This window comes from Planctobacterium sp. AWH2_060 (assembly GCF_056158425.1).
The window spans coordinates 4,370,313-4,393,878 of the sequence record NZ_JBSWTG010000001.1 but is presented as its reverse complement, the minus strand read 5'-3'; the positions used below and the strand labels follow the sequence as shown (position 1 = coordinate 4,393,878).

Annotated in this window: 18 protein-coding genes, 4 tRNA genes and 2 rRNA genes; 6 read left to right on the top strand and 18 right to left on the bottom strand. The window is 45.9% G+C overall.

From position 1 onward, the window contains the following. Positions 1 to 17: 17 nt before the first annotated feature. The 4 genes from ACXAD8_RS18915 to ACXAD8_RS18900 are packed head-to-tail and all read right to left on the bottom strand — an operon-like array spanning position 18 to position 2,473. Positions 18 to 245, bottom strand: a complete 228-nt coding sequence (locus ACXAD8_RS18915; RefSeq protein WP_475231514.1) for a hypothetical protein — start codon at positions 243 to 245, stop codon at positions 18 to 20. A gap of 47 nt (positions 246 to 292) precedes the next feature. Continuing rightward, complete coding sequence (locus ACXAD8_RS18910) at positions 293 to 1,669, bottom strand: class II fumarate hydratase (protein ID WP_475231513.1); 1,377 nt, start codon at positions 1,667 to 1,669, stop codon at positions 293 to 295. A gap of 21 nt (positions 1,670 to 1,690) precedes the next feature. Next, the gene (locus ACXAD8_RS18905) at positions 1,691 to 2,044 is read right to left on the bottom strand and encodes a hypothetical protein (protein WP_475231512.1); all 354 of its coding nucleotides are present in this window, start codon (positions 2,042 to 2,044) and stop codon (positions 1,691 to 1,693) included. A 12-nt stretch (positions 2,045 to 2,056) separates the two neighbouring features. Continuing rightward, on the bottom strand, positions 2,057 to 2,473 hold the full coding sequence (locus tag ACXAD8_RS18900) for a hypothetical protein (protein ID WP_475231511.1): 417 nt from the start codon (positions 2,471 to 2,473) through the stop codon (positions 2,057 to 2,059). Between the two features lie 298 nt (positions 2,474 to 2,771). Here ACXAD8_RS18900 and ACXAD8_RS18895 point away from each other — a divergent pair, with 298 nt between their 5' ends. Both ACXAD8_RS18895 and ACXAD8_RS18890 read left to right on the top strand, forming a co-directional pair. Beyond that, the gene (locus tag ACXAD8_RS18895) at positions 2,772 to 3,581 is read left to right on the top strand and encodes a ferredoxin--NADP reductase (RefSeq protein ID WP_475231510.1); all 810 of its coding nucleotides are present in this window, start codon (positions 2,772 to 2,774) and stop codon (positions 3,579 to 3,581) included. A gap of 66 nt (positions 3,582 to 3,647) precedes the next feature. Next, on the top strand, positions 3,648 to 4,040 hold the full coding sequence (locus ACXAD8_RS18890; protein WP_475231509.1) for a YbaN family protein: 393 nt from the start codon (positions 3,648 to 3,650) through the stop codon (positions 4,038 to 4,040). A gap of 1 nt (position 4,041) precedes the next feature. On the opposite strand, the gene ACXAD8_RS18885 is transcribed toward ACXAD8_RS18890, so the two are convergent. The 4 genes from ACXAD8_RS18885 to typA form a co-directional block, all read right to left on the bottom strand. Then, positions 4,042 to 4,422, bottom strand: a complete 381-nt coding sequence (locus tag ACXAD8_RS18885) for a DUF6746 family protein (protein ID WP_475231508.1) — start codon at positions 4,420 to 4,422, stop codon at positions 4,042 to 4,044. A gap of 215 nt (positions 4,423 to 4,637) precedes the next feature. Next, the gene (locus ACXAD8_RS18880; protein WP_475233021.1) at positions 4,638 to 6,476 is read right to left on the bottom strand and encodes an ABC transporter ATP-binding protein; all 1,839 of its coding nucleotides are present in this window, start codon (positions 6,474 to 6,476) and stop codon (positions 4,638 to 4,640) included. Positions 6,477 to 6,494: 18 nt separating this feature from the next. Continuing rightward, the gene (locus ACXAD8_RS18875) at positions 6,495 to 6,899 is read right to left on the bottom strand and encodes an MAPEG family protein (protein WP_475231507.1); all 405 of its coding nucleotides are present in this window, start codon (positions 6,897 to 6,899) and stop codon (positions 6,495 to 6,497) included. A gap of 155 nt (positions 6,900 to 7,054) precedes the next feature. After that, a complete protein-coding gene (gene typA / locus ACXAD8_RS18870) occupies positions 7,055 to 8,899 on the bottom strand; it encodes a translational GTPase TypA (protein WP_475231506.1) in 1,845 nt (614 codons plus the stop codon). Positions 8,900 to 9,390: 491 nt separating this feature from the next. On the opposite strand from typA, the gene glnA reads away from it, so the two are divergent. The 4 genes from glnA (at position 9,391) to glnG (ending at position 14,011) form a co-directional block, all read left to right on the top strand. Then, on the top strand, positions 9,391 to 10,800 hold the full coding sequence (gene glnA, locus ACXAD8_RS18865) for a glutamate--ammonia ligase (protein ID WP_475231505.1): 1,410 nt from the start codon (positions 9,391 to 9,393) through the stop codon (positions 10,798 to 10,800). 131 nt (positions 10,801 to 10,931) lie between these two features. Then, positions 10,932 to 11,459: a DUF4124 domain-containing protein gene (locus tag ACXAD8_RS18860; protein WP_475231504.1), complete on the top strand. Its 528-nt coding sequence runs from the start codon at positions 10,932 to 10,934 to the stop codon at positions 11,457 to 11,459. 81 nt (positions 11,460 to 11,540) lie between these two features. Further along, positions 11,541 to 12,605, top strand: coding sequence for a nitrogen regulation protein NR(II) (gene glnL / locus ACXAD8_RS18855; RefSeq protein ID WP_475231503.1), 1,065 nt, complete (start codon positions 11,541 to 11,543; stop codon positions 12,603 to 12,605). Next, complete coding sequence (gene glnG, locus ACXAD8_RS18850) at positions 12,602 to 14,011, top strand: nitrogen regulation protein NR(I) (RefSeq protein WP_475231502.1); 1,410 nt, start codon at positions 12,602 to 12,604, stop codon at positions 14,009 to 14,011. The genes glnL and glnG overlap by 4 nt, the downstream gene beginning before the upstream one ends. A 121-nt stretch (positions 14,012 to 14,132) precedes the next feature. Here glnG and tuf read toward each other — a convergent pair whose 3' ends face one another. The 10 genes from tuf to ACXAD8_RS18800 form a co-directional block, all read right to left on the bottom strand. Continuing rightward, positions 14,133 to 15,317, bottom strand: coding sequence for an elongation factor Tu (tuf, locus tag ACXAD8_RS18845; protein WP_475228627.1), 1,185 nt, complete (start codon positions 15,315 to 15,317; stop codon positions 14,133 to 14,135). Positions 15,318 to 15,378: 61 nt separating this feature from the next. Further along, positions 15,379 to 15,454: transfer RNA gene (locus ACXAD8_RS18840), tRNA-Thr, on the bottom strand. Between the two features lie 6 nt (positions 15,455 to 15,460). After that, positions 15,461 to 15,535 (bottom strand) — tRNA-Gly (locus ACXAD8_RS18835). 127 nt (positions 15,536 to 15,662) lie between these two features. Beyond that, positions 15,663 to 15,747: transfer RNA gene (locus ACXAD8_RS18830), tRNA-Tyr, on the bottom strand. An 8-nt stretch (positions 15,748 to 15,755) separates the two neighbouring features. Beyond that, positions 15,756 to 15,831 (bottom strand) — tRNA-Thr (locus tag ACXAD8_RS18825). Between the two features lie 131 nt (positions 15,832 to 15,962). After that, the gene (locus ACXAD8_RS18820; RefSeq protein ID WP_475231501.1) at positions 15,963 to 16,670 is read right to left on the bottom strand and encodes a type III pantothenate kinase; all 708 of its coding nucleotides are present in this window, start codon (positions 16,668 to 16,670) and stop codon (positions 15,963 to 15,965) included. Next, positions 16,654 to 17,628 (bottom strand): bifunctional biotin--[acetyl-CoA-carboxylase] ligase/biotin operon repressor BirA, encoded by a 975-nt coding sequence (gene birA / locus ACXAD8_RS18815; protein ID WP_475231500.1) that lies wholly within the window; start codon positions 17,626 to 17,628, stop codon positions 16,654 to 16,656. Before birA ends, ACXAD8_RS18820 begins: the two co-directional genes overlap by 17 nt. Next, positions 17,625 to 18,620, bottom strand: coding sequence for a UDP-N-acetylmuramate dehydrogenase (gene murB / locus ACXAD8_RS18810; RefSeq protein ID WP_475231499.1), 996 nt, complete (start codon positions 18,618 to 18,620; stop codon positions 17,625 to 17,627). The genes birA and murB overlap by 4 nt, the downstream gene beginning before the upstream one ends. Positions 18,621 to 20,247: 1,627 nt before the next feature. Next, positions 20,248 to 20,363, bottom strand: a 5S ribosomal RNA gene (gene rrf, locus ACXAD8_RS18805). Between the two features lie 156 nt (positions 20,364 to 20,519). Then, positions 20,520 to 23,390, bottom strand: a 23S ribosomal RNA gene (locus tag ACXAD8_RS18800). Between the last annotated feature and the right edge of the window lie 176 nt (positions 23,391 to 23,566).

The window sequence follows — 23,566 nt, the reverse complement described above, 5'->3', positions numbered from 1 at the left end:
GCACAGTCTGACCTGCCCTAAACAGCCTGATTGTTGCCTTTATTTTTGTGGTTTTGAAGGGTTGATTTTTCCATGACAAAGTTAACCAAGGCGTATAACACCGCCACCAGGGTAAGTATAAAGGTTGCCAGCAAAGCATAATGCAATAATTCTGCGCTCCAGTGCCCATGGTCATGGCCCGGGTGTCCCAATGCTGGCCAGGCCATCATGCACCAGCAAAAACAGCATCGTTTAGCAGACCACATTAGCTGGCCTCAAAAAACGTAAATCAATCAAAATTAGAATTTGCACTTCAGCCTCCGTTTGTTAATTTTAAAGGTGAAAGCATTTCCTTGAGCTCTGATACCGAATATTCGGTCTCTTCCGCGGCAACTTCCACCACAGGCCGCCCCTGTGCATAGGCCTTTTTGGCTATCTCAGCTGCTTTGTTGTAACCGATAATGGAGTTGAGGGCCGTTACCAAAATGGGATTACGATCTAGTGCATGATTTAAGTTATCCTCATTAATGGTAAAGCCCTCAATAGCTTTGTCAGCCAACAACACAGCGCTATTGCTGAGCAGTTGAATGCTCTGCAACAAGTTGCTAGCGATCATAGGTAGCATGACGTTCAATTCAAAGTTTCCAGACTGTCCACCAACAGTGATGGCGCTGTCATTGCCGATCACCTGAGCACACGCCATGGCGACAGATTCGGGTATTACCGGATTGACCTTGCCCGGCATAATAGACGATCCCGGCTGAAGTGCAGGCAACGCTATCTCCCCCAACCCAGCCAGTGGACCGGAGTTCATCCAACGCAAATCATTGGCAAATTTCATCAATGTCACTGCAATGGATTTCAGCACTCCGGAAACCGTCACCGCAGTATCTTGTGATGAAATCAGAGGAAAGAAATTGTCTACGGTTTTAAACGCCACATCGGTTTTATTCTCCAACAACTGGCAAAACAATGTTGCGAACTCAGGATGGGCATTGATGCCAGTACCTACAGCAGTTCCGCCTTGAGCCAACTTATGCAAAGAAGGCAAAACGGCTTCCAGGTTGCGCAATTGCTGCTCCACCTGATTTGCCCAGCCGGTTAAAACCTGCCCCATGGTTACCGGCATGGCGTCCATTAAGTGTGTTCGTCCGGTCTTGCAATGGTGTCCTACTTGTTTGGCCTTAGCCTTTAAACTACGACGCAGTTGCAACAAAGCAGGTAATAGCTGGTTATTTATCTCCAGCGATGCGCTGACATGAATCGCGGTTGGAATTACATCATTGCTGCTTTGCCCAAAGTTAACATGGTCATTGGGATGAATAGTGTCAGCTGAACTAACGCTGGCAACCCGGGCAATCACTTCGTTGGCATTCATGTTACTACTGGTACCCGAACCGGTCTGAAAGACATCTACTGGAAAATGAGTCATCAATTCTTCATCAGACAGCAACTGCTCGCAGGCATTTTGAATATGTCCCGCTTGTTGCCTGGTTATTCCCCCCAACTCTCCGTTGGCCTCTGCCGCTACTTGCTTAATAAGTAATAATGCTCTGATAAATGATTCAGGCATCCGATTTCCGCTAACCGGAAAATTGTTAATGGCTCTTTGGGTTTGCGCTCCGTACAGGGCGTGTTCCGGTACTTCCAGTTGCCCCATGCTGTCTTGTTCCAAACGTTTTTCACTCATTACGCGACCCTCAATAAATATTTAACTGAAAAAATAATGCCCCAGGCTGTGAATCTCTCGCTTTAACCTGAGCACCTGACTTCTACGCCCTTCAGAATTGGCTAATTGCTCCATAGCAAGCATAGGTTTGTAAATGACGTCCAGGCAACAATGCCGCCAATGCTCAGCCAGATAAGTGTCGCAAATCACCTCAAGCAAATTATCCGCAACTCTGTGTAAAATTTTGAGTTTACTATTTGTACAATCAGACGCCTGCACCAACTTATCTGCCATGGCAATATAGGCATCCAACAACGCCGGATTGTCTGGCTGCAAGCCATGTCGAATTTCTTTTTCCAGAGTATCGAATTCCAGGTTAAAACAAATTTCTGCCATATCAATATCAACCTAGTGCATTAATGCGCTTCGTTGTGAAAGCGGTGTTGGTAGCAGATAAAGTTGGAACATTTCAGGTTTTCTCAGTTGCGCGATGCACTGCAAAGCATAGGCATAAGCATCCGATTCAGGATCCAATTGCTCGACAGAACTGAGTAAAGTGGCAATAGCTTGTTTGCAAACCTGTTCAGCGCAAACTTTTTGTTTAAGTTGCCGAAAACAATTGTCCAGTAATACGGTGAGGCAACCGAAGCGCGTCACCAGCAAACTGCGCTCACCAGTATACAGCTCTAACAGGATTTCCACGGTTTCCCAGGCACAACCAATAAATGGTAATGCTTCCTGAAACTTATGGTGCTCTATTAAAAACTCCCCCTTTAATTGCATCTGCTCCAGAGAGGCCAATGCCTCTTGAGAATTAAAATACACCCAGTCCCTGTGGTGTGGACAAAGAAAACGAAGTTTGGGGGTGCTTTGGCTGTCTCTATTTTTTTCAGAATGATCTTGCAGCAACATAGTGTTTTTCGCCCTACTTAAAAAATAATCACTTGCTTTGTTGTTTAATATCCTGGATCATCTGAGAATAATTTGCAAATGATAATTATTATCATTTGAATTTGTTATTTATCTGTAAAGTTTAAGCATGAAAAGTTCTTAAAAAATCGGAGTGCGACTTTCTGGTGACAATAACGTACCCAATAAAAAGCCATCAAAGAGGAAAGCTTGAATGCGAAATATGATCAAGGCAGAAGTTACCGGGGTTCACCATTGGAACGATACTTTGTTTAGTTTTAGTACAACCCGGGACGATGCCCTGACTTTTGAAAATGGTCAGTTTGTGATGATTGGTTTAGAAGTCGAAGGAAAACCTTTGCTCAGAGCCTATAGTATCGCCAGTGCCAATTACGCAGAAGAACTGGAGTTTTTAAGCATTAAAGTCCCCGATGGCGCCCTCACCTCCAGATTGCAAAACATTGCACCTGGAGAAGAAGTCATCATGACAACTCGCCCAACAGGCACGTTAGTGGCAGGCCATTTACTACCCGGTAAGCACCTCTACTTACTTGCCACAGGCACCGGACTGGCCCCTTTCATGAGTGTTATTCAGGATCCGCATATCTATGAGCAGTTTGAGAAGGTTATTCTGGTACACGGAACACGCTGGGTGTCAGAACTGGCTTATCAGCATAAAATCATGCAGGAACTGCCTGGCAATGAATATATTGGTGACATCATCCGCGAAAAATTGATCTATTACCCCACCGTCACCCGTGAAAAATATCGCTTTAATAGTCTGAAAACCACTGATGGTGAAACCAGCCATGAAGGGCGCATTACCGATTTACTTAATAGCGGTAAACTAATATCAGATATTCAGATGCCGAAATTAAACCCTGATGATGATCGTTTTATGCTGTGTGGTAATGATGCCATGCTTCAGGAACTCATGATGCTGTTAAACGGCTGGGGATTTACCAAGGCCAATTCACGACACCAGGGCAGCTATGTTATAGAGCAGGCTTTTATAGAAAAGTAATAACCCTGTTGCGTCGCTTTTCGGTAAGATTGGCATTGCATCAGTGTTAATTTAAGGTATTTCAACTTGCCGGTACGAAAGATTCAAAAATTATCTTATGTGATTCTGGGCTGGCTTTGCATAGCTTTGGGAACCATTGGCGCGTTTTTGCCGGTATTGCCCACAACACCATTTTTAATTTTAGCATTGTGGCTGTTTAACCGCAGCTCGCCGCGTTTTCACGCGATGCTGTTAAAGAACCCCTGGTTTGGCGCATCTTTGCAACAGTGGGAAAATACTAAAAGCATAACTACAAAGACACGCCGCCGGGCCGTAATAATGATTATCGCTACCTTTGCACTGTCCATTTATCTGGTACAGCACACCTGGCAACTGCAAATTATGCTGGCATTGTTGTGCACTGTTCTACTGATATTTATTTTCAGGATCAAAGTACAGGAGCAACCACAATGCCAATAACCTATTCACACTTCTCAGGGGCTAATAAAGCGCTTAGAGCTTTGAGGTAGCCTTTTCCGGACGACTTTACCACTTCTTGTTGCAGGGCCTCTGAGCCTTTATGCGCTTTTTCCAGATCCTCAGCAATGTTCACCAGATCCTGTTGCAATCGCTGCACTGCATTTTCCAGGGTGTAGGTTAATTCATGTACCTTAACCATATCTTCAACACTGATTTCTGACTGATTTACAATATTGGCCAGTTTGGCGTTAAACTTGTTCAGGTTGCATACTGCAACTGCCGTATTCGGCGCATCCAGAGATGGGAAATGATTGTACTCTTCGTCGGCCGCCAACTCTGCGGTCATGAATAAAGAAAGCGTCGTTAATAAAATTTTTTTCATTGTTTTACCTGATTTAAACTGGTCTTTATCAAACTTATATTCATTGTGCGAACGTCAAACCAGAGCATGTTGTTCTTACACAAACACATATTAATACGAACCATTATTATTTGCATCTAAAATATTTTAACGCTTTTTTACTATTACCAGCTTAGTTACCAGGTAAGCATGCAGGAGTAGACTAATTTCTTTGCTGCTGAGATGGGCTAAAGCACTTACTCTAGCCCTAAAAATCCGCCAGTTTGATGCTGCCACAGGCGCGCATATTGTCCGCCCAGCGCAAGCAACTCTTGATGGGTGCCCATCTCAATGACTCTGCCTTTGTCCAGTACGATAAGTCGATCCATAGCGGCTATAGTGGACAGTCGATGAGCGATCGCCAGCACAGTTTTATTAGCCATGATTTTATTCAGGCTTTCCTGGATGGCCACTTCCACTTCAGAGTCCAGTGCCGAGGTTGCTTCATCCAGTACTAAAATGGGTGCATCTTTTAACAATACCCGAGCAATAGCAATGCGTTGCCGCTGGCCACCCGAGAGCTTAACGCCCCGCTCGCCAACCATAGCGTCGTAGCCACGGTTGCCTTTTTGATCAGTCAGAGATTGAATAAATTCGTGAGCTTCTGCTTGCCTGGCGGCGGTTATCACCTCTTGCTCACTGGCATCGGGTTTGCCATATAAGATGTTTTCTCTGATGGTGCGATGTAATAGTGAGGTGTCCTGGGTGACCATACTAATTTTAGCGCGCAGGCTCTCCTGACTCACCTTACTGATATCCTGACCATTAATACTAATTGTGCCATTGGCAACGTCATAAAAGCGCAGCAGCAAGTTCACCAGAGTAGATTTACCGGCACCAGACTTACCTACAATCCCCACCTTTTCACCTGGCTGGATATCTAACATGAGGGAGTCAAATACCGGGACATTCTCAGCCACACTCTTGTAGTCAAAAGTGATATTGTCAAAGCGAATACCGCCCTGCTTTACCTGTAATGGCGGTGCATCTGGCACATCCTTAATCTCGGTAGGCAAAGACAAGGTATCCATGCCATCCTGCACCATGCCGATATTTTCAAACAAACCGGATATTTCCCACATAATCCATTGTGACATGCCATTCAAACGCATAGCGAGGGCCACCGAAATTGCGATATCACCCGCGGTTACCGTTCCGCCTTGCCAATAAAACAAGCCCAGTGCGACCACAGCAAAGACCAGCAACGCATTACTCAACCAGACACAACCATCTAACACAGTCACCAGACGCATTTGTGGATAAACCGTTTTTAAAAATGCCTGCATACTGGAGCGAGCATACTCGGTTTCCTGAGTACTGTGGGAGAACAGTTTAACGGTTTGAATATTGGTGTAGCTGTCTACTATTCTGCCGGTCATGGTGGAGCGGGCATCGGCTTGCTTCTGAGACACCTTTTTCAGTCTGGGGATAAAAAAACGCAGGATCAGCACATACACCACAAACCACACTGCAAATGGTACGGCGAGACTCAAATCCATCGTCATCACCAGGATAACGATGCTAAAGAAATAAACCGATACATACACCATCAAGTCCAGCATCTTCAGTACTGTTTCGCGTACAGACAAGGCTGTCTGCATCACCTTAGTGGCGATTCTTCCGGCAAAATCATTGTAGAAAAAAGACAAACTCTGATGAATCAGATACTGATGGGCAGACCAGCGGATGCGCATTGGGAAGTTTCCCAATAACGATTGATGAGAAAACAGCGCCTGTAGGACGACAACCGTGGGTAAACCAATAACCAGCAGTGCTGCCATCCAGTACAAGGTGGTTTGATGTTGCTCAAAGAAAAGCTGTGGATCACCCGCAGCCACTGCGTCCACCAGGGTGCCCAGATACCCGAAAAGATAGACCTCCAGAGCTGCAATAGTGCCACTCAGTAGCGACATCATTAACAGTGCCGGCCACATCCCCTTGCAATAATGCAAACAAAACGCCAGCAGGGTTGCGGGCGGTTTGCCTAACTCTTTATCCGGAAATGGCTGAGTCAGGCTTTCAAAAAACCTAAAAATCATAGATAAATGCGAAACTTAAAAAATGAACAAGAAAATCCAATAGAGGCAAATTACGATTTGCAACAAGAAGAAAACCAGCCTTAATTGTACCGCAATAATGGAGGTTGAGAGAAGGTGTACACAGGACTGGGCCAAGCGAGCGGCATAGACCACCATAGCCAGGCCATTGGTAAGCTCTTGCTGTCCGGTGGCCAGAGCCAGTAATAATGTGCCACCAATGATGGGAAAGCTTTCCACGCAATTTGCCTGCGCCCGGGTTAAGCGTAAACCAAACGGTGAAACATCCTCACCACTGGCATTAAACTGATTGGCTGCCTTTTCTCCTTTCACAACCACAATCGACCGATAAGCAATCAGGGCAATAAGCAAAACTATAGTCCAGGCAATATAACCCGCTAACGCAATAACAGTGGCAGACATAATAACTCCAGCTAATGAATGTCATTACAAGACCTGAAAGTGCCGCTTAAAATTCCGGAATTTCAGGGTCCCTTTAAAGTGTAGAACATATCGTCAGTTAACCAGCACTAATAAAAAAGGCTCCATCCGGAGCCTTTTAAAAAGAGTATTGAAGCTTATGCTTCTTTCGACTTTTCACGAGAAGCGCGTTTACGCTCATTCTCAGTCAACATTTTCTTACGAATGCGGATGCTGACCGGTGTCACCTCTACCAGTTCATCATCGTCAATAAACTCCAGAGCCTGTTCCAGAGACATGACGATTGGTGGTACCAGGTTTTGCGCTTCATCAGTACCAGAAGCTCGCACGTTAGTTAATTGCTTGCCTTTAAGTGCGTTTACTGTCAGGTCGTTATCACGGCTGTGAATACCAATCACCATGCCTTCGTAAACTTCGACACCGTGGCCGATAAACAGGCGTCCGCGATCCTGCAAATTAAACAGGGCGTTAGTCAGGGCCTTACCCGGCGCATTAGCAATCAATACACCGTTCTTACGCTGGCCAATGTTGCCACCTTTGTGAGGGCCATAATGATCAAATGTGTGGTACAACAAACCCGAACCTGAGGTCAGTGTCATAAATTCAGTCTGGAAACCAATCAAACCACGGCTTGGGATCACGAAGTCCATGCGCACACGGCCTTTACCATCCGGAGACATATCGGTTAACTCACCTTTACGCAGGCCGATTTGCTCCATGATTGAACCCTGGTGCTCTTCCTGACAGTCAATCGTCAGTGTTTCGAAAGGTTCTTGTAACTCTCCATCCACTTCCTTCAGGATTACCTCAGGACGCGATACAGCCAGTTCGTAACCTTCACGACGCATGTTTTCAATCAGGATACCCAGGTGTAATTCACCACGGCCGGATACCCGGAATTTATCAGGGTTGTCAGTTTCATTAACGCGCAATGCCACGTTGTGAACCAGCTCAGCTTTTAGGCGATCCAGAATATTTCGAGAAGTTACAAATTTACCTTCTTTACCGGAAAACGGTGAGGTATTAACCTGGAATGTCATGGTAACGGTAGGCTCATCAACCGACAGCGGAGGTAAAGCCTCGACCTTATTCACGTCACAGATGGTATCGGAAATTTTCAGTTCACCCAGTCCGGTTACCGCAATAATGTCACCAGCATAACCAGCGTCCACTTCATGACGCTGCAGGCCCATGTAGCCCAGTATCTGACCAACTTTACCATTGCGCTTTTTACCATCGGCGGTTATCACGGTAACTTGCTGATTAATTTTAACGCTACCACGAGTAACACGACCAACTCCGATTACGCCCACGTAGGAGTTGTAATCAAGCTGAGAAATTTGCATCTGAAGAGGACCGTCAATATCAGCCGCAGGTGGAGACACCTGATCGACGATAGTCTGAAACAGCGCGGTCATATCGGTTGCAGGCTGATCAGCATCCAAAGAGGCCCAGCCGTTAAGTGCAGAAGCGTAAACCACCTGGAAATCCAGCTGTTCGTCAGTAGCGCCCAGGTTGTCGAACAGGTCAAATACCTGATCCATAACCCAATCAGGACGTGCGCCTGGCTTGTCAATTTTGTTGATTACCACAATCGGCTTCAAACCCTGAGCAAAGGCTTTTTGGGTTACAAAGCGGGTTTGCGGCATTGGGCCTTCTTGCGCATCAACCAATAAAAGAACAGAGTCAGCCATTGACATTACACGCTCAACCTCTCCACCGAAGTCGGCGTGTCCGGGAGTGTCTACGATGTTAATACGGTAGTCGTTCCACTTGATTGCAGTGTTTTTCGCCAGGATAGTGATACCACGTTCTTTTTCGATGTCATTGGAGTCCATGACACGTTCTTCAGTTTCGCCCCGGCTTTCCAGGGTTCCTGACTGCTGCAGAAGTTTGTCTACCAGGGTAGTTTTACCGTGGTCAACGTGGGCGATGATGGCGATATTACGCAACTTTTCTATGGCTACCGGATTGGCTGTCATTTAATGATTTCTCTGTAACTTATTAAAACGATGGCGGACGTCATCGATAGCAAAAGTGCTCGGTTTTTAACCGGATGAAGTCAGCGAGGCGCGGATTTTACAGGGTTATCAGAAAATAAGCGATTGAAATCTAAACTTTCTTGAGAATATTCACTGGATTGTCACATTTACAGCCATAAGTTGTATATTTTGAACAATATTAAATTGTACCTTTGCACCATTTTGGAAATAGTCTAGTGTTTATGCAAACATTAGACGCACCAAAGCACCATTTTAGGGCGCACCGCACCACTGCAGTGCAACGCAGGTGCTTTAGAATGGTCAAAGATAACAGTGCGCATTTCTAACTCTATGTTTTATATCGATTTTTATTAATTATTAAGATGGCATGAAAATAGCTAAATACACAAGCTATAGATATACGTTATGATTTCAGGAATTTTTCAGGTGTTTCCTGACACCAACTATGACCTACTCAACCGGAGGACAATATGTCAGTAGAATCGGCTTTAGCCTTAATTGCAGAAAGTGAAGCAAAATTTGTTGATCTGAGATTTACCGATACAAAAGGTAAAGAGCAGCACGTTTCTATCCCTGCAGGGCTTATCGATGAAGACTTTTTTGAAGAAGGTAAAATGTTTGATGGCTCTTCAATTGCAGGCTGGAAAGGCATCAACGAATCAGACATGATTTTAATGCCGGACCCTGCTACTGCCGTATTAGACCCTTTCGCTGAAGAAGCTCAGGTAAACATTCGCTGTGGTATCGTTGAGCCTTCAACCATGCAAGGTTACGACAGAGATCCTCGCTCAATCGCTGCACGCGCAGAAGAATACCTTAAATCAACAGGTATTGGTGACACTGCATACTTTGGTCCGGAGCCAGAGTTCTTCCTGTTTGACGACATTCGTTTCCACACTGAAATGGGCGAGTCTTACTACATGATTGACTCTTCTGAAGCCAAGTGGAATTCAGGTGCAGAATTCGAAGGCGGTAACCTGGGTCACCGTCCTGGCGTTAAAGGCGGTTACTTCCCGGTACCTCCAGTAGATTCAGCCCATGACATTCGTACTGCCATGTGTTTGGTGATGGAAGAGATGGGCCTGAAAGTTGAAGCTCACCACCATGAAGTTGCCACAGCAGGCCAGAATGAAATCGCGTGTCAATTCAACTCAATTGTTGAAAAAGCTGACGAGATCCAAATCTACAAATATGTAGTTCACAATGTAGCTGATGCTTACGGTAAATCCGCTACCTTCATGCCTAAGCCTTTGGTAGGCGACAACGGATCTGGCATGCACTGCCACCAGTCTATCAGCAAAGATGGTCAAAACATCTTCGCCGGTGACAAGTACGGCGGTTTGTCTGAAGAAGCATTGTATTACATCGGTGGTATTATCAAACACGCTCGTGCTATTAATGCCTTCACAAACGCTTCAACTAACTCTTATAAGCGCTTGGTTCCTGGCTTCGAAGCCCCGGTAATGCTGGCCTACTCAGCCCGTAACCGTTCAGCTTCTATCCGTATTCCATACGTAACCAGTGCTAAAGCTCGCCGCATCGAAGTACGCTTCCCTGATCCAACTGGTAACCCGTACCTGGCCTTTACCGCTATGTTAATGGCTGGCCTTGATGGCATCAAAAACAAGATCCACCCCGGTGACGCCATGGACAAAGACTTGTATGACCTGCCAGCAGAAGAAGCAGCTGAAATCCCAACTGTTGCCAGTTCGCTGGAAATGGCATTAGAAGCTCTGGACAATGACCGTGACTTCCTGAAAGCCGGTGGCGTAATGAGCGACGATATGATCGACGCCTACATTGCACTTAAAGCTGCTGAAGTGGAAACCTTAAACATGACCACAGCACCAGTTGAGTTTGACATGTACTACAGCGTATAACGCGAGACATAGTTAATCTGGTAAGAACCCGCTTTTTAGCGGGTTTTTTTATGCTGTTTTGCGCAGTTACTATTGAGAAATAAGACTATCCGGGCAACACTTAAGCTAGTGCATTTTAAATATTCGGTACCATGACTAACAAGATTATCACTGCAGTGCTCTTATTCAGTCTCAGTCTGACTGCATTTGCTGCAACCAAGATCTATAAGGTTGTAAGAGCCGATGGCAGCGTGGTGTATACCGATAAACCTCCGGCAGGAGCAATAGAGTACAAGCTTGAAGTTAAACCCAACATTATACCAACACCAAACAAGCAAGCTAGCACCGGGACAACTCCGAGCAACTCCGCCCAGACTCAGGTAAGCAATTACCAGGTTCAAATTACCACCCCCAAAGATCAGGCCACAGTTCGAAACAATCAGGGCACTGTAACCATAGCAGCCTCAATATCCCCAGAAACCAAGGGCACATACAAGCTTTACATGAACGGGGAGTTTAAAGCGCAGCATTCATCTCCTCTGTTTGTATTGGAAGGGTTAGACAGAGGCGAATATCAAATAAAAATAGAACTTCTTGACCAGTCAGGCAAGCTACTTGCATCTTCTCCTATAAGCACCTTTTATCTACATAAAGCATCAGCATTAATTAATGCAAACTAGATAATTCAAGGGGTTACAAAGCAGCGCTTTTAATCCTCAATATTTTATTGCACTATAATAGTGCATCGCAGTTGTAAATTTATGAGTGAAGATATCAAACTTAATAACCTGCTGGATAATCTTTCTACAGCGATTTTGTTGCTTGACGAAAACATGCACATTCAATTTGCCAACCTTTCGTCAGAATCCTTGTTTGAGCATTCACGCAATCAACTAATTAACCACACCTTAACCGAGTTTCTGATCGGCGATTGCATCAAGATAGAGCGCTTTTATAGTGCACTGCACAACAGAGACAGTTTTTCTGAAAATGAGATCCAGCTGATATTTAAAGACGGACGGCACAGTCTGGCTTCGATGATAGTGACCTACTATGAATCCGAAGACCGAAAAATGCTGGCTCTTGAGATCAATCCAATAGATCAAATTAAAAAACTCAACCAGGAAAGCCATCAGTGGGCTGTTCAGCAAGCTTCCCGGGATCTGATCCGAGGCCTGGCACATGAAATAAAAAATCCACTTGGCGGAATTCGTGGCGCGGCACAACTACTCGAACGGGAACTACAAGACAGTAACCTTGCAGAATTTACACAATTAATTATCGAGCAATCGGACCGCTTAAGAAATCTGGTAGACAGGTTATTGGGGCCGAATAAGCCACCCAACTTTCAGTGGGTGAATGTACATCGGGTTATCGAAAAAATCAGAACCCTGTTAACCATCGAGCATGACAGCATTATCATTGAACGGGATTACGACCCTTCCATTCCGGATATGTATATCGACCAGGACATGTTGCAGCAGGCAATTCTTAATATCGCCCGCAACTCTGTTCAGGCGATGAATGGCAGCGGCACATTAAAGTTTTGTACTCGAATTCAACGCCAATCGACGATACATGGCACTCGCTTTCCACTGTGCGCTCAAATCAAAATTATCGACGATGGCCCCGGTATTCCGGAAACAATTAAAGACACCTTATTTTATCCCATGGTGTCTTCAAAGATAGATGGCACCGGGCTGGGTTTGTCGATCTCTCAGTCTTTGATTAACCATCACAAAGGGAAAATTGAAGTAGACAGTTGGCCTGGTCGAACAGAATTCACCATTTTAATTCCCATTGCTAAGAAGGAAGACATCAGATGAGTAATGCTCCTGTATGGATAGTTGATGATGACAGCTCTATTCGCTGGGTTCTACAAAAGGCATTGCAGGGAGCGAACATCGAATGTTTTAGCTTTGAAAATCCGGAAGACTTATTGCTGCAATTGGATTCAGGGCAAGCACCTGAAGTCATCGTTTCAGATATCAGAATGCCACAGATGGATGGCATGCAACTGCTGGAAACCGTGCATCAGCAACATCCGGATATTCCTTTTATCATTATGACTGCTCATTCTGACTTGGACAGTGCGGTGAACGCCTATAAACAAGGCGCATTCGAATATTTACCCAAGCCTTTCGATATTGATGAAGCCATTACCCTGGTTCAAAAAGCACTGACCAAAGCACGAGAGAACAGTGCCAAACCCAAAAACAGTGCGCCACGGGTAAAAACCGAGATTATCGGTGAAGCCCCAGCTATGCAGGAGGTTTTTCGGGCAATTGGCAGACTGTCTCGTTCCAGCATAAGCGTGCTTATCAACGGTGAGTCGGGCACAGGTAAAGAACTGGTAGCACAAGCGTTGCACAAACACAGTCCCAGAGCTGATAAAACATTTATTCCTTTGAATATGGCTGCCATTCCCGGAGACCTGATTGAGTCGGAATTGTTTGGCCATGAAAAAGGCGCCTTTACCGGCGCTCAAACCACGCGGGTAGGACGCTTTGAACAAGCCAACGGTGGCACACTTTTTCTCGATGAAATTGGCGACATGCCCATTGATGTGCAAACCAGGTTACTCCGGGTATTGGCGGATGGTCAATTTTACCGGGTTGGTGGTCACGAACCGGTTAAGGTGGATGTGCGCATTATCGCAGCCACCCACCAGGATCTGGAAAAACGAGTGAGTGACGGAAAGTTTCGAGAAGACTTATATCACCGCCTCAACGTTATTAAAATTCACCTGCCCAAACTGAGTGATCGAAGTGAAGACATAGTGCCTTTGGCACACCATTTCCTGGCATTGGCAGCGAAAGAATTACAGGTAGAAACCAAAATTTTAGGTAAAGAGAGCCAGAAGATCTTGAGTAACCTCCCCTGGCCAGGCAATGTCCGTCAGTTGGAAAATATTTGTCGCTGGTTAACAGTTATGGCCAGCAGCAAAGAAATACAGCCCGAGGACCTGCCGCCCGAAATCCACAAACAGCAAGTTTTCACCCCCAATGAATCGTCACAAGCCAGCTGGCAGGAGCTTCTATCAATCTGGGCGGATACTCAGCTAAGAGCCGGGAAAAATGACATTCTTAACGAAGCGACAATGGAATTTGAGCGTATTTTATTGGATCGGGCACTGAACCATACCCACGGCCACAAGCAAGATGCTGCGAAAAGACTGGGCTGGGGACGAAACACACTTACCAGAAAACTGAAAGAACTTAATTATAAGTAAGGACCAAGGGGTCAGAGTTCTTGAAAGCGTTTCAAGAACTCTGACCCCTTGAAATTTTTTGGCGGATACAAAAAAGGCCGCTTGCGCGACCTTTTTTTGGGATGGGTTGTAATCTTCGATATTAGTCGATGATTTTAGCTACAACACCAGCACCTACTGTACGACCACCTTCACGGATGGCGAAGCGCAGACCTTCGTCCATCGCGATTGGCGCAATCAGTTCTACTACGAACTTCAGGTTGTCACCAGGCATTACCATTTCTACGCCTTCTGGCAGCTCAACAGCACCTGTTACGTCAGTTGTACGGAAGTAGAACTGTGGACGGTAACCTTTGAAGAAAGGAGTGTGACGACCACCTTCGTCTTTGCTCAGTACGTATACTTCTGCTTCGAACTTAGTGTGTGGGTTGATTGAACCCGGCTTAGCCAGTACCTGACCACGCTCAACTTCGTCACGCTTAGTACCACGAAGCAGAACACCAACGTTCTCACCTGCACGACCTTCGTCAAGCAGCTTACGGAACATCTCAACACCAGTACAAGTAGTGGTTGTAGTTTCTTTGATACCTACGATTTCTACTTCTTCACCAACTTTGATGATACCTTGCTCAACACGGCCAGTTACTACTGTACCACGACCTGAGATGGAGAATACGTCTTCGATTGGCAGGATGAACGGCTTGTCGATTGCACGCTCTGGCTCAGGAATGTAAGAATCCAAAGCTTCGCCCAGCTCGATGATTTTCTTTTCCCACTCTGCGTCGCCTTCAAGCGCCTTAAGAGCAGAACCCTGGATAACGGGTAAGTCATCACCTGGGAATTCATATTCAGTCAGAAGTTCACGAACTTCCATTTCTACCAGCTCTAACAGCTCTTCATCGTCAACCATGTCACACTTGTTCATGAATACGATGATGTAAGGTACGCCAACCTGACGACCTAACAGGATGTGCTCACGAGTCTGAGGCATAGGGCCGTCAGTCGCAGCTACTACCAGGATTGCGCCGTCCATCTGAGCTGCACCGGTGATCATGTTTTTAACATAGTCAGCGTGTCCAGGGCAGTCTACGTGAGCGTAGTGACGTGAAGGAGTGTCATACTCTACGTGAGAAGTTGCGATTGTGATACCACGCTCGCGCTCTTCTGGAGCGTTATCGATTTGATCGAAAGCCTGAGCTGCACCACCGTAAGTTTTTGCTAATACAGTAGTAATCGCTGCAGTCAGAGTTGTTTTACCGTGGTCAACGTGGCCGATTGTACCAACGTTTACGTGCGGTTTCGTACGTTCAAACTTTTCTTTTGCCATGACAAAAATTCCCAAGCATTGCTAGTGATTAAAATAAAACTTTAGGATGAAAGGTCAGGAATGGTGCTGATAGGCAGATTTGAACTGCCGACCTCACCCTTACCAAGGGTGCGCTCTACCAACTGAGCTATATCAGCTTATTTTGGAGCGGGCAGCGGGAATCGAACCCGCATCATCAGCTTGGAAGGCTGAGGTAATAGCCATTATACGATGCCCGCTAAAACATACATTCCAGAATCCTGGAACCACCTCATCCGAAACTTTCGTGTCGAGCTATTCTAATCACTCAACACAAGCTCAGGTTTCCCTGAACTTAAGTTACCAGCCGAAGCTAGTAACGGAATATGGTGGAGGGGGCTGGATTCGAACCAGCGAAGGCGGAGCCGTCAGATTTACAGTCTGATCCCTTTGGCCACTCGGGAACCCCTCCGAGATTGATGGTGCCGGCTGCCGGAGTCGAACTGGCGACCTACTGATTACAAGTCAGTTGCTCTACCAACTGAGCTAAGCCGGCACTGCATCAAGTGGGTGCGCATTCTAGTGGAATGCGATTGTGTGTGCAACACATAATTATTAAAAAAACAGGATATTTTAACTGTTTGCTCATTTTAAAAGCATTTAGCGGTTTTTATGCCCTTTATGCGCTCAAATAAAGCGCTTCATTCCTTTAAAAATAAGATTCTCTTCAACTTCTATATTGTCAAACTTTTCCTTGTCCAACAGGGAAACACCTCCGCCACAAACCAGCACTTTAACCTTTTCCGCAAATTGTTCTGCGTTATTTATTGCTTCATAAATCAATCCGTTTACTTGTGCACGGCAACCATAATTTACACAATGCTCAGTTGAGCTTCCGAACAGGTTTTCTCCTGGATAATCGTTGTTTCCAAAAACCTGTTGGGTATTGTTAAATAACGCGGACTTAGCCATATCAAAACCAGGTGTGATCCAGCCACCCTTGTGTTGCTTCTCGTGTATAAAGTCTACTGTCATGGCTGTACCAATACTCACTACCAATAAGGCTTGTTCTGCGTATTGGGCAGCGGCAAGAATCATCATCCAACGATCCACACCTAGAGTTTTAAAGTTTTGATATGCGCAACGGGTGCCAAAGGCAGTTCTGTCGGTTAAAACCTCTTTAAACTCGACATTATTTCGTTGACACTCATATTGTAATTGTTCGGAATAGGAGGGACTTCGTACAGACGCCAAAATCACCCGCTGGGTGCTTTGCAATAAAGCTAAATCTTTTAAGGGGTCCGCTTGTAATAAAAACTCTTCTCCTGACAGAAAGCAGGATTTAACGTTGCTGTTACCGGCATCTACCAACAATACTTCACGCTGTTTTGACACTTATTTCGCCCCCAAACAACTCTTTACGCACTATTTTATCCCCTTCAGCAACATCAACTAAAAGAGCGCCTGTTGGACTTATACCACGAGCAATACATTGGTATTGGTTCTTGCCATTTACTATAAAGATGGGTTTATCCCGGAAATGGTCATGGTCTTCCCATTCTTCTACAAATGGCGATAATCCTTCAGAAGAAAATTGCGCTACCGTCTGGCGTAGATTATTAATAAATGTGGCAGCTAGTGTATTTTTATTGATTAATTTCTGACTGCTTCTTGTTAAATCCGTCCAGGGTTGATCAATGTCCTTAGATTCCTCCATGTTAACATTGAGACCAATTCCAATAATGGCATCACAACTACCATCAGAATTTCCGGAGACCTCCACCAAGGTTCCGGAAACCTTCTTAGCATCAATATACACATCGTTGGGCCATTTCAATGAAACCGGTAATGTGACGAAGGGCTTAATCGTTCGCACTGTTGCTACGCCTATGGCCAGGCTTAAACCTGAAAGGCTTTGAAAGCCCATTTCAAAGTGCCATTTCATGGAAAGGTAAAGATTGCTTCCGAAGGGAGATACCCATGTTTTACCTTGTCTGCCCCGCCCTTTCTTTTGCCCCTGGGCCAAACACACAAATCCATCAGGCAAACCGTTCACACGTTCTTTCACGTAGTCGTTTGTTGAGTCGATTAATGAATCGACGTGCAACATGCTGCTATCTTGTTGTATTAGTTGAGGAAGCAGTATGTCGCTCTGCAATAACTCAATATCTGTCCCTAACCTGTAGCCGCTCCTGTGAACCGAGAATATATCGACGCCATGTTCTTGCAGTAACCTAATCTGCTTTGCTATAGCCGTTCTGGAAACACCAAACCGATTGGCCAACTCTTCTCCAGAAACAAATTGACTGGCAGACAGACTTTTAATGAGCACAGAGTGATCAATTCGACTCATAGGTTAATGACTCCATTTTTACCTATTAGTAAGACTTCATTTTCTAAATTTACCGAAAACAAATCCCAGACTTGTTCTTTTATATCACGCACAAATTGCAACAATGTCTGACCAGAGCCTTGACCATGATTTACTATTACAAGCGCGTGCTTTTCGTAGGTACCAATTGAATCCACTATCTTGCCCTTAAAGCCAGCCTTTTCTATCAACCAACCTGATGATAACTTAACGCTATTTTTATCCAGCTGATAAGTTGGCATTTCGGGATAACGCTCATTGAGGATAGAGGCAACATCAGCGGTCACAACAGGATTCTTAAAAAAGCTACCAGCGTTAGCGAGTTTTGCAGGATCAGGTAATTTTGACTGTCGAATCTCTATGACTTTATTCATAACCGTCAATGGTGGTACATCTGTAGCTAAGCTATCCAGGCCTTGATAAGTCAGTTTAGCCTGCCATTTTTTGGGCAATCGTAAACGAATCTTAGTGACCAATAAATCAGAGCCATCAGTACTTTTAAAAATACTATTGCGATAACCAAAGCAACATTCTGGATTAGTGAGTTCTTTTATTTCTTTTGTTTGTATATTTACTGTTTGCACGCCCATACACAAACCTGAAAACTCGACACCATAAGCACCAATGTTTTGCACTGCCGCTGCACCGCAATTACCAGGTATCAAAGCCAGATTTTCTAAACCCCCAATACCTTTTTGGGTGACTTCCAGAACCAGATCGTGCCAAACAAAACCCGCACCAGCTTCAATAATCCAACTGTCGTCATTTTCAGTAATCGATAACTGCTTATTGGTAAAAGTGACAATGTCACCGTCAAAGTCTTCTACAAACGCGACATTACTTCCGCCACCTAATACAAAATAATGTTGATGATCCAAGTCTAAGGAATCCAGTTCTTGAATATTCTCTACTTCATAAAGATTGTTACACGACGCCTGTAGCGATAACGTGTGGCGATTTTTGAGGTTTACCAATGAAAACTCACCGTCAGTTTAGTTGTTGCTAATTCTAAAGAGACAAGCAGTCATTACCAAGCCCTCTCCACAAAAAATTATTTATCTTCGAATGACTTAAACTAACTCTTATTACGCTTTCTTGTCGCAATAAATTACGACCTACAATTACGTGGTGCCCGATGGGTTGTAGGTTCGATTTTAATCGGACAGCGGTGGTTGAATCTGGTCCCTTTGCCACAATAAATTACGACCTACAATTACGTGGTGCCCGATGGGTGTAGGTTCGTTTTTAATCGGACAGCGGTGGTTGAATCTGGTCCCTTTGTCGCAATAAATTACGACCTACAATTACGTAGTGCCCGATGGGTTGCAGGTTCGATTTTAATCGGACAGCGGTGGTTGAACCAGGTCCCTTTGTCGCAATAAATTACGACCTAGAATTACGTGGTGCCCGATGGATTGTAGTTTCGATTTTAATCGGACAGCGGTGGTTGAATCTGGTCTTTTTGTCGCAATAAATTACGACCTACAATTACGTGGTGACCGACGGGTTGTAGGTTCGATTTTAATCGGACTGCGGTGGTTGAAACTGGTCTTTTTGTCGCAATAAATTACGACCTACACTCATAGGACCCCGATGGATTGTAGGTTCGATTTTAATCGGACAGCGGTGGTAAAATCTGGTCCCTTTGTCGCAATAAATTACGACCTACAATTACGTGGTGCCCAATGGATTGTAAGTTCGATTTTAATCGGACAGCAGTGGTTGAATCTGGTCCCTTTGTCGCAATAAATTACGACCTACAATCGCAGGTTGCCGATGGGTTGTAGGTTCGATTTTAATCGGACAGCGGTGGTTGAATCTGGCCTCTTTGTCGCAATAAATTACGACCTACAATCATAGGGTCCCCGATGAGTTGCAGGATAGATTTTAATCGGACAGCGGTGGTTGAATCTGGTCCCTTTGTCGCAATAAATTACGACCTACAATTACGTGGTGCCCGATGGGTTACAGGTTCAATTTTAATCGGACAGCGGTGGTTGAATCGGCTCCTTTGTCGCAATAAATTACGACCTACACTCATAGGGTCCCGATGGTTTGTAGGTTCGATTTTAATCGGACAGCGGTGGTTGAACCTGGTTCCTTTATCGCAATAAATTACGACCTACAATTACGAGGGTCCCGATGGTTTACAGGTTCGATTTTAAATCGGACAGCGGTGGTGGAATCTGGCCTCTTTGTCGCAATAAATTACGACCTACAATTACGTAGTGCCCGATGGGTTGCAGGTTCGATTTTAATCGGACAGCGGTGGTTGAATCGGCTCCTTTGTCGCAATAAATTACGACCTACTCTCACATGGGGGTGAGGCCGGTATCTTTAGGCGCGAAGCGCCGCCCGGCCGAACGACTGCACAGGGATGTGCAGGCTGGCTGCCCTCACAGGGACGTTTGTCCCCCGTACGCTAATCAGTAAACATGACTCAACATGATACCCGATGGGTTGGGTTGCCCTTGTAGATTAGCGCAGCTAACCGCTATTTAGAAAGGAGGCTACCCGACACACTCGCCAGGATTGAAGATATTTGAAGCCGCAGAAACGAAAAAAGGCTACCCAAACGGGTAGCCTTCTTTCTAAATAGGAGCCTGGCGGTGTGCTACTCTCACATGGGGAGACCCCACACTACCATCGCCGCTAATACGTTTCACTGCTGAGTTCGGAATGGATTCAGGTGGTTCCGTATCGCTATGGCCGCCAGACAAAAACTGGTAACAAAACTGGGAAAAATCTGATAAATCGTATGAATTCTTTTTCGTATTTCTTAAGGTAAGCGCGTTCTACTCTTAACATAGTGCGTCTACATCTTTTGTCGGACTCAAGTCCAACCTACAACACCAAATAATACCGGGTGTTGTATGATTAAGCCTCACGGGCAATTAGTACAGGTTAGCTTAACGCCTTACAACGCTTCCACACCCTGCCTATCAACGTCTTAGTCTTAAACAACCCTTCTGGACAGTTAAACTGTCAGGGATGACTCATCTTGGGGCCGGCTTCCCGCTTAGATGCTTTCAGCGGTTATCCGTTCCGAACTTGGCTACCGGGCAATGCGATTGGCATCACAACCCGAACACCAGCGGTTCGTCCACTCCGGTCCTCTCGTACTAGGAGCAGCTCCCCTCAATCATCCAACGCCCACACCAGATAGGGACCGAACTGTCTCACGACGTTCTAAACCCAGCTCGCGTACCACTTTAAATGGCGAACAGCCATACCCTTGGGACCGACTTCAGCCCCAGGATGTGATGAGCCGACATCGAGGTGCCAAACACCGCCGTCGATATGAACTCTTGGGCGGTATCAGCCTGTTATCCCCGGAGTACCTTTTATCCGTTGAGCGATGGCCCTTCCATTCAGAACCACCGGATCACTATGACCTACTTTCGTATCTGCTCGACGTGTCTGTCTCGCAGTTAAGCCAGCTTATGCCATTGCACTAACCTCACGATGTCCGACCGTGATTAGCTAACCTTCGTGCTCCTCCGTTACTATTTGGGAGGAGACCGCCCCAGTCAAACTACCCACCAGACACTGTCCCACACCCGGATTACGGGTGATGGTTAGAACATCAAACATACAAGGGTGGTATTTCAAGGATGGCTCCACGCTATCTGGCGACAACGCTTCAAAGCCTCCCACCTATCCTACACATGTAGGGTCAATGTTCAGTGCCAAGCTGTAGTAAAGGTTCACGGGGTCTTTCCGTCTAGGTGCGGGTACACAGCATCTTCACTGCGATTTCAATTTCACTGAGTCTCGGGTGGAGACAGCATGGCCATGGTTACACCATTCGTGCAGGTCGGAACTTACCCGACAAGGAATTTCGCTACCTTAGGACCGTTATAGTTACGGCCGCCGTTTACCGGGGCTTCGATCAAGAGCTTCGCTTACGCTAACCCCATCAATTAACCTTCCGGCACCGGGCAGGTGTCACACCGTATACGTCCACTTTCGTGTTAGCACAGTGCTGTGTTTTTAATAAACAGTCCCAGCCATCTGGTCACTGCGGCCTCCAATCGCTTAAAGAGCAAGTCTTATCACAATCAGAGGCGTACCTTCTCCCGAAGTTACGGTACTATTTTGCCGAGTTCCTTCACCCGAGTTCTCTCAAGCGCCTTAGTATTCTCTACCTGACCACCTGTGTCGGTTTGGGGTACGGTTCTTATATACATACGTTTAGAGGTTTTTCCTGGAAGCCGGGCATCAACTGCTTCGCGACCGTAGTCACTCGTCTCGTGTCTCAGCCTTAAGAGTCCGGATTTACCTGAACTCTCAGCCTACACACTTTCACATGGACAACCAACGCCATGCCAGTTTAGCCTTCTCCGTCACCCCATCACTGTATATAAAAGTACGGGAATATTAACCCGTTTCCCATCGACTACGCATTTCTGCCTCGCCTTAGGGGCCGACTTACCCTGCCCTGATTAGCATGGGACAGGAAACCTTGGTCTTCCGGCGTGGGGGTTTTTCACCCCCATTATCGTTACTCATGTCAGCATTCGCACTTGTGATATGTCCAGCAAACCTCTCGATTCACCTTCATCCACTTACACAACGCTCCCCTACCCAGCACTTACGTGCTGCCGCAGCTTCGGTATATTGCTTAGCCCCGTTACATCTTCCGCGCAGGCCGACTCGACTAGTGAGCTATTACGCTTTCTTTAAAGGGTGGCTGCTTCTAAGCCAACCTCCTAGCTGTCTTAGCCTTCCCACATCGTTTCCCACTTAGCAATATTTGGGGACCTTAGCTGGCGGTCTGGGTTGTTTCCCTCTCCACGACGGACGTTAGCACCCGCCGTGTGTCTCCCGGATAGTACTCATTGGTATTCGGAGTTTGCATGGGGTTGGTAAGTCGGGATGACCCCCTAGCCCAAACAGTGCTCTACCCCCAATGGTATTCGTCCGAGGCGCTACCTAAATAGCTTTCGGGGAGAACCAGCTATCTCCCGGTTTGATTGGCCTTTCACCCCCAGCCACAGGTCATCCCCTAACTTTTCAACGTTAGTGGGTTCGGTCCTCCAGTTGATGTTACTCAACCTTCAACCTGCCCATGGCTAGATCACCGGGTTTCGGGTCTATACCTTGCAACTAAGCGCCCAGTTAAGACTCGCTTTCGCTACGGCTCCCCTATGCGGTTAACCTCGCTACAAAATATAAGTCGCTGACCCATTATACAAAAGGTACGCAGTCACAGAACAAGTCTGCTCCCACTGCTTGTACGTATACGGTTTCAGGTTCTGTTTCACTCCCCTCGCCGGGGTTCTTTTCGCCTTTCCCTCACGGTACTGGTTCACTATCGGTCAGTCAGGAGTATTTAGCCTTGGAGGATGGTCCCCCCATCTTCAGACAAGATAACACGTGTCCCGTCCTACTTAATATGTGATTCATGCTGCTTCGTGTACGGGGCTATCACCCTGTATCGCTCAACTTCCCAGAAGATTCCACTACAACATAAATCATCGGCTGTTACCCGTTCGCTCGCCGCTACTAAGGCAATCTCAATTGATTTCTTTTCCTGAGGGTACTTAGATGTTTCAGTTCCCCTCGTTTGCTTCTGCAACCTATGAATTCAGTTACAGATGACCCTAAGGCCGGGTTTCCCCATTCGGACATCGTAGGTTATAACGGGTTTTATCACCTCACCTACGCTTTTCGCAGATTTACACGTCCTTCATCGCCTCTGACTGCCAAGGCATCCACCGTATACGCTTAGTCACTTAATCATACAACCCCTGTATCACTCAATGTTGCCATCAGTAATGCAAGAATTGCTGCTTGACTGTAACTCGCCTATGTCAGATAGAGTAAAACGCTATCGTTTACCCTAAATTTTTAAAAAATACATACTTGGTTGATATTGCATGCGTTATCGAAACAACACATCAATATCGATGATTTA

What these genes read in the sequence shown, in the direction of transcription:
- ACXAD8_RS18915 (WP_475231514.1), bottom strand. Translation starts at nt 245, where the DNA reads ATGTGGTCTGCTAAACGATGCTGTTTTTGCTGGTGCATGATGGCCTGG.
- ACXAD8_RS18910 (WP_475231513.1), bottom strand. Translation starts at nt 1,669, where the DNA reads ATGAGTGAAAAACGTTTGGAACAAGACAGCATGGGGCAACTGGAAGTA.
- ACXAD8_RS18905 (WP_475231512.1), bottom strand. Translation starts at nt 2,044, where the DNA reads ATGGCAGAAATTTGTTTTAACCTGGAATTCGATACTCTGGAAAAAGAA.
- ACXAD8_RS18895 (WP_475231510.1), top strand. Translation starts at nt 2,772, where the DNA reads ATGCGAAATATGATCAAGGCAGAAGTTACCGGGGTTCACCATTGGAAC.
- ACXAD8_RS18885 (WP_475231508.1), bottom strand. Translation starts at nt 4,422, where the DNA reads ATGAAAAAAATTTTATTAACGACGCTTTCTTTATTCATGACCGCAGAG.
- ACXAD8_RS18875 (WP_475231507.1), bottom strand. Translation starts at nt 6,899, where the DNA reads ATGTCTGCCACTGTTATTGCGTTAGCGGGTTATATTGCCTGGACTATA.
- typA (WP_475231506.1), bottom strand. Translation starts at nt 8,899, where the DNA reads ATGACAGCCAATCCGGTAGCCATAGAAAAGTTGCGTAATATCGCCATC.
- glnA (WP_475231505.1), top strand. Translation starts at nt 9,391, where the DNA reads ATGTCAGTAGAATCGGCTTTAGCCTTAATTGCAGAAAGTGAAGCAAAA.
- ACXAD8_RS18860 (WP_475231504.1), top strand. Translation starts at nt 10,932, where the DNA reads ATGACTAACAAGATTATCACTGCAGTGCTCTTATTCAGTCTCAGTCTG.
- glnL (WP_475231503.1), top strand. Translation starts at nt 11,541, where the DNA reads ATGAGTGAAGATATCAAACTTAATAACCTGCTGGATAATCTTTCTACA.
- glnG (WP_475231502.1), top strand. Translation starts at nt 12,602, where the DNA reads ATGAGTAATGCTCCTGTATGGATAGTTGATGATGACAGCTCTATTCGC.
- tuf (WP_475228627.1), bottom strand. Translation starts at nt 15,317, where the DNA reads ATGGCAAAAGAAAAGTTTGAACGTACGAAACCGCACGTAAACGTTGGT.
- birA (WP_475231500.1), bottom strand. Translation starts at nt 17,628, where the DNA reads ATGAGTCGAATTGATCACTCTGTGCTCATTAAAAGTCTGTCTGCCAGT.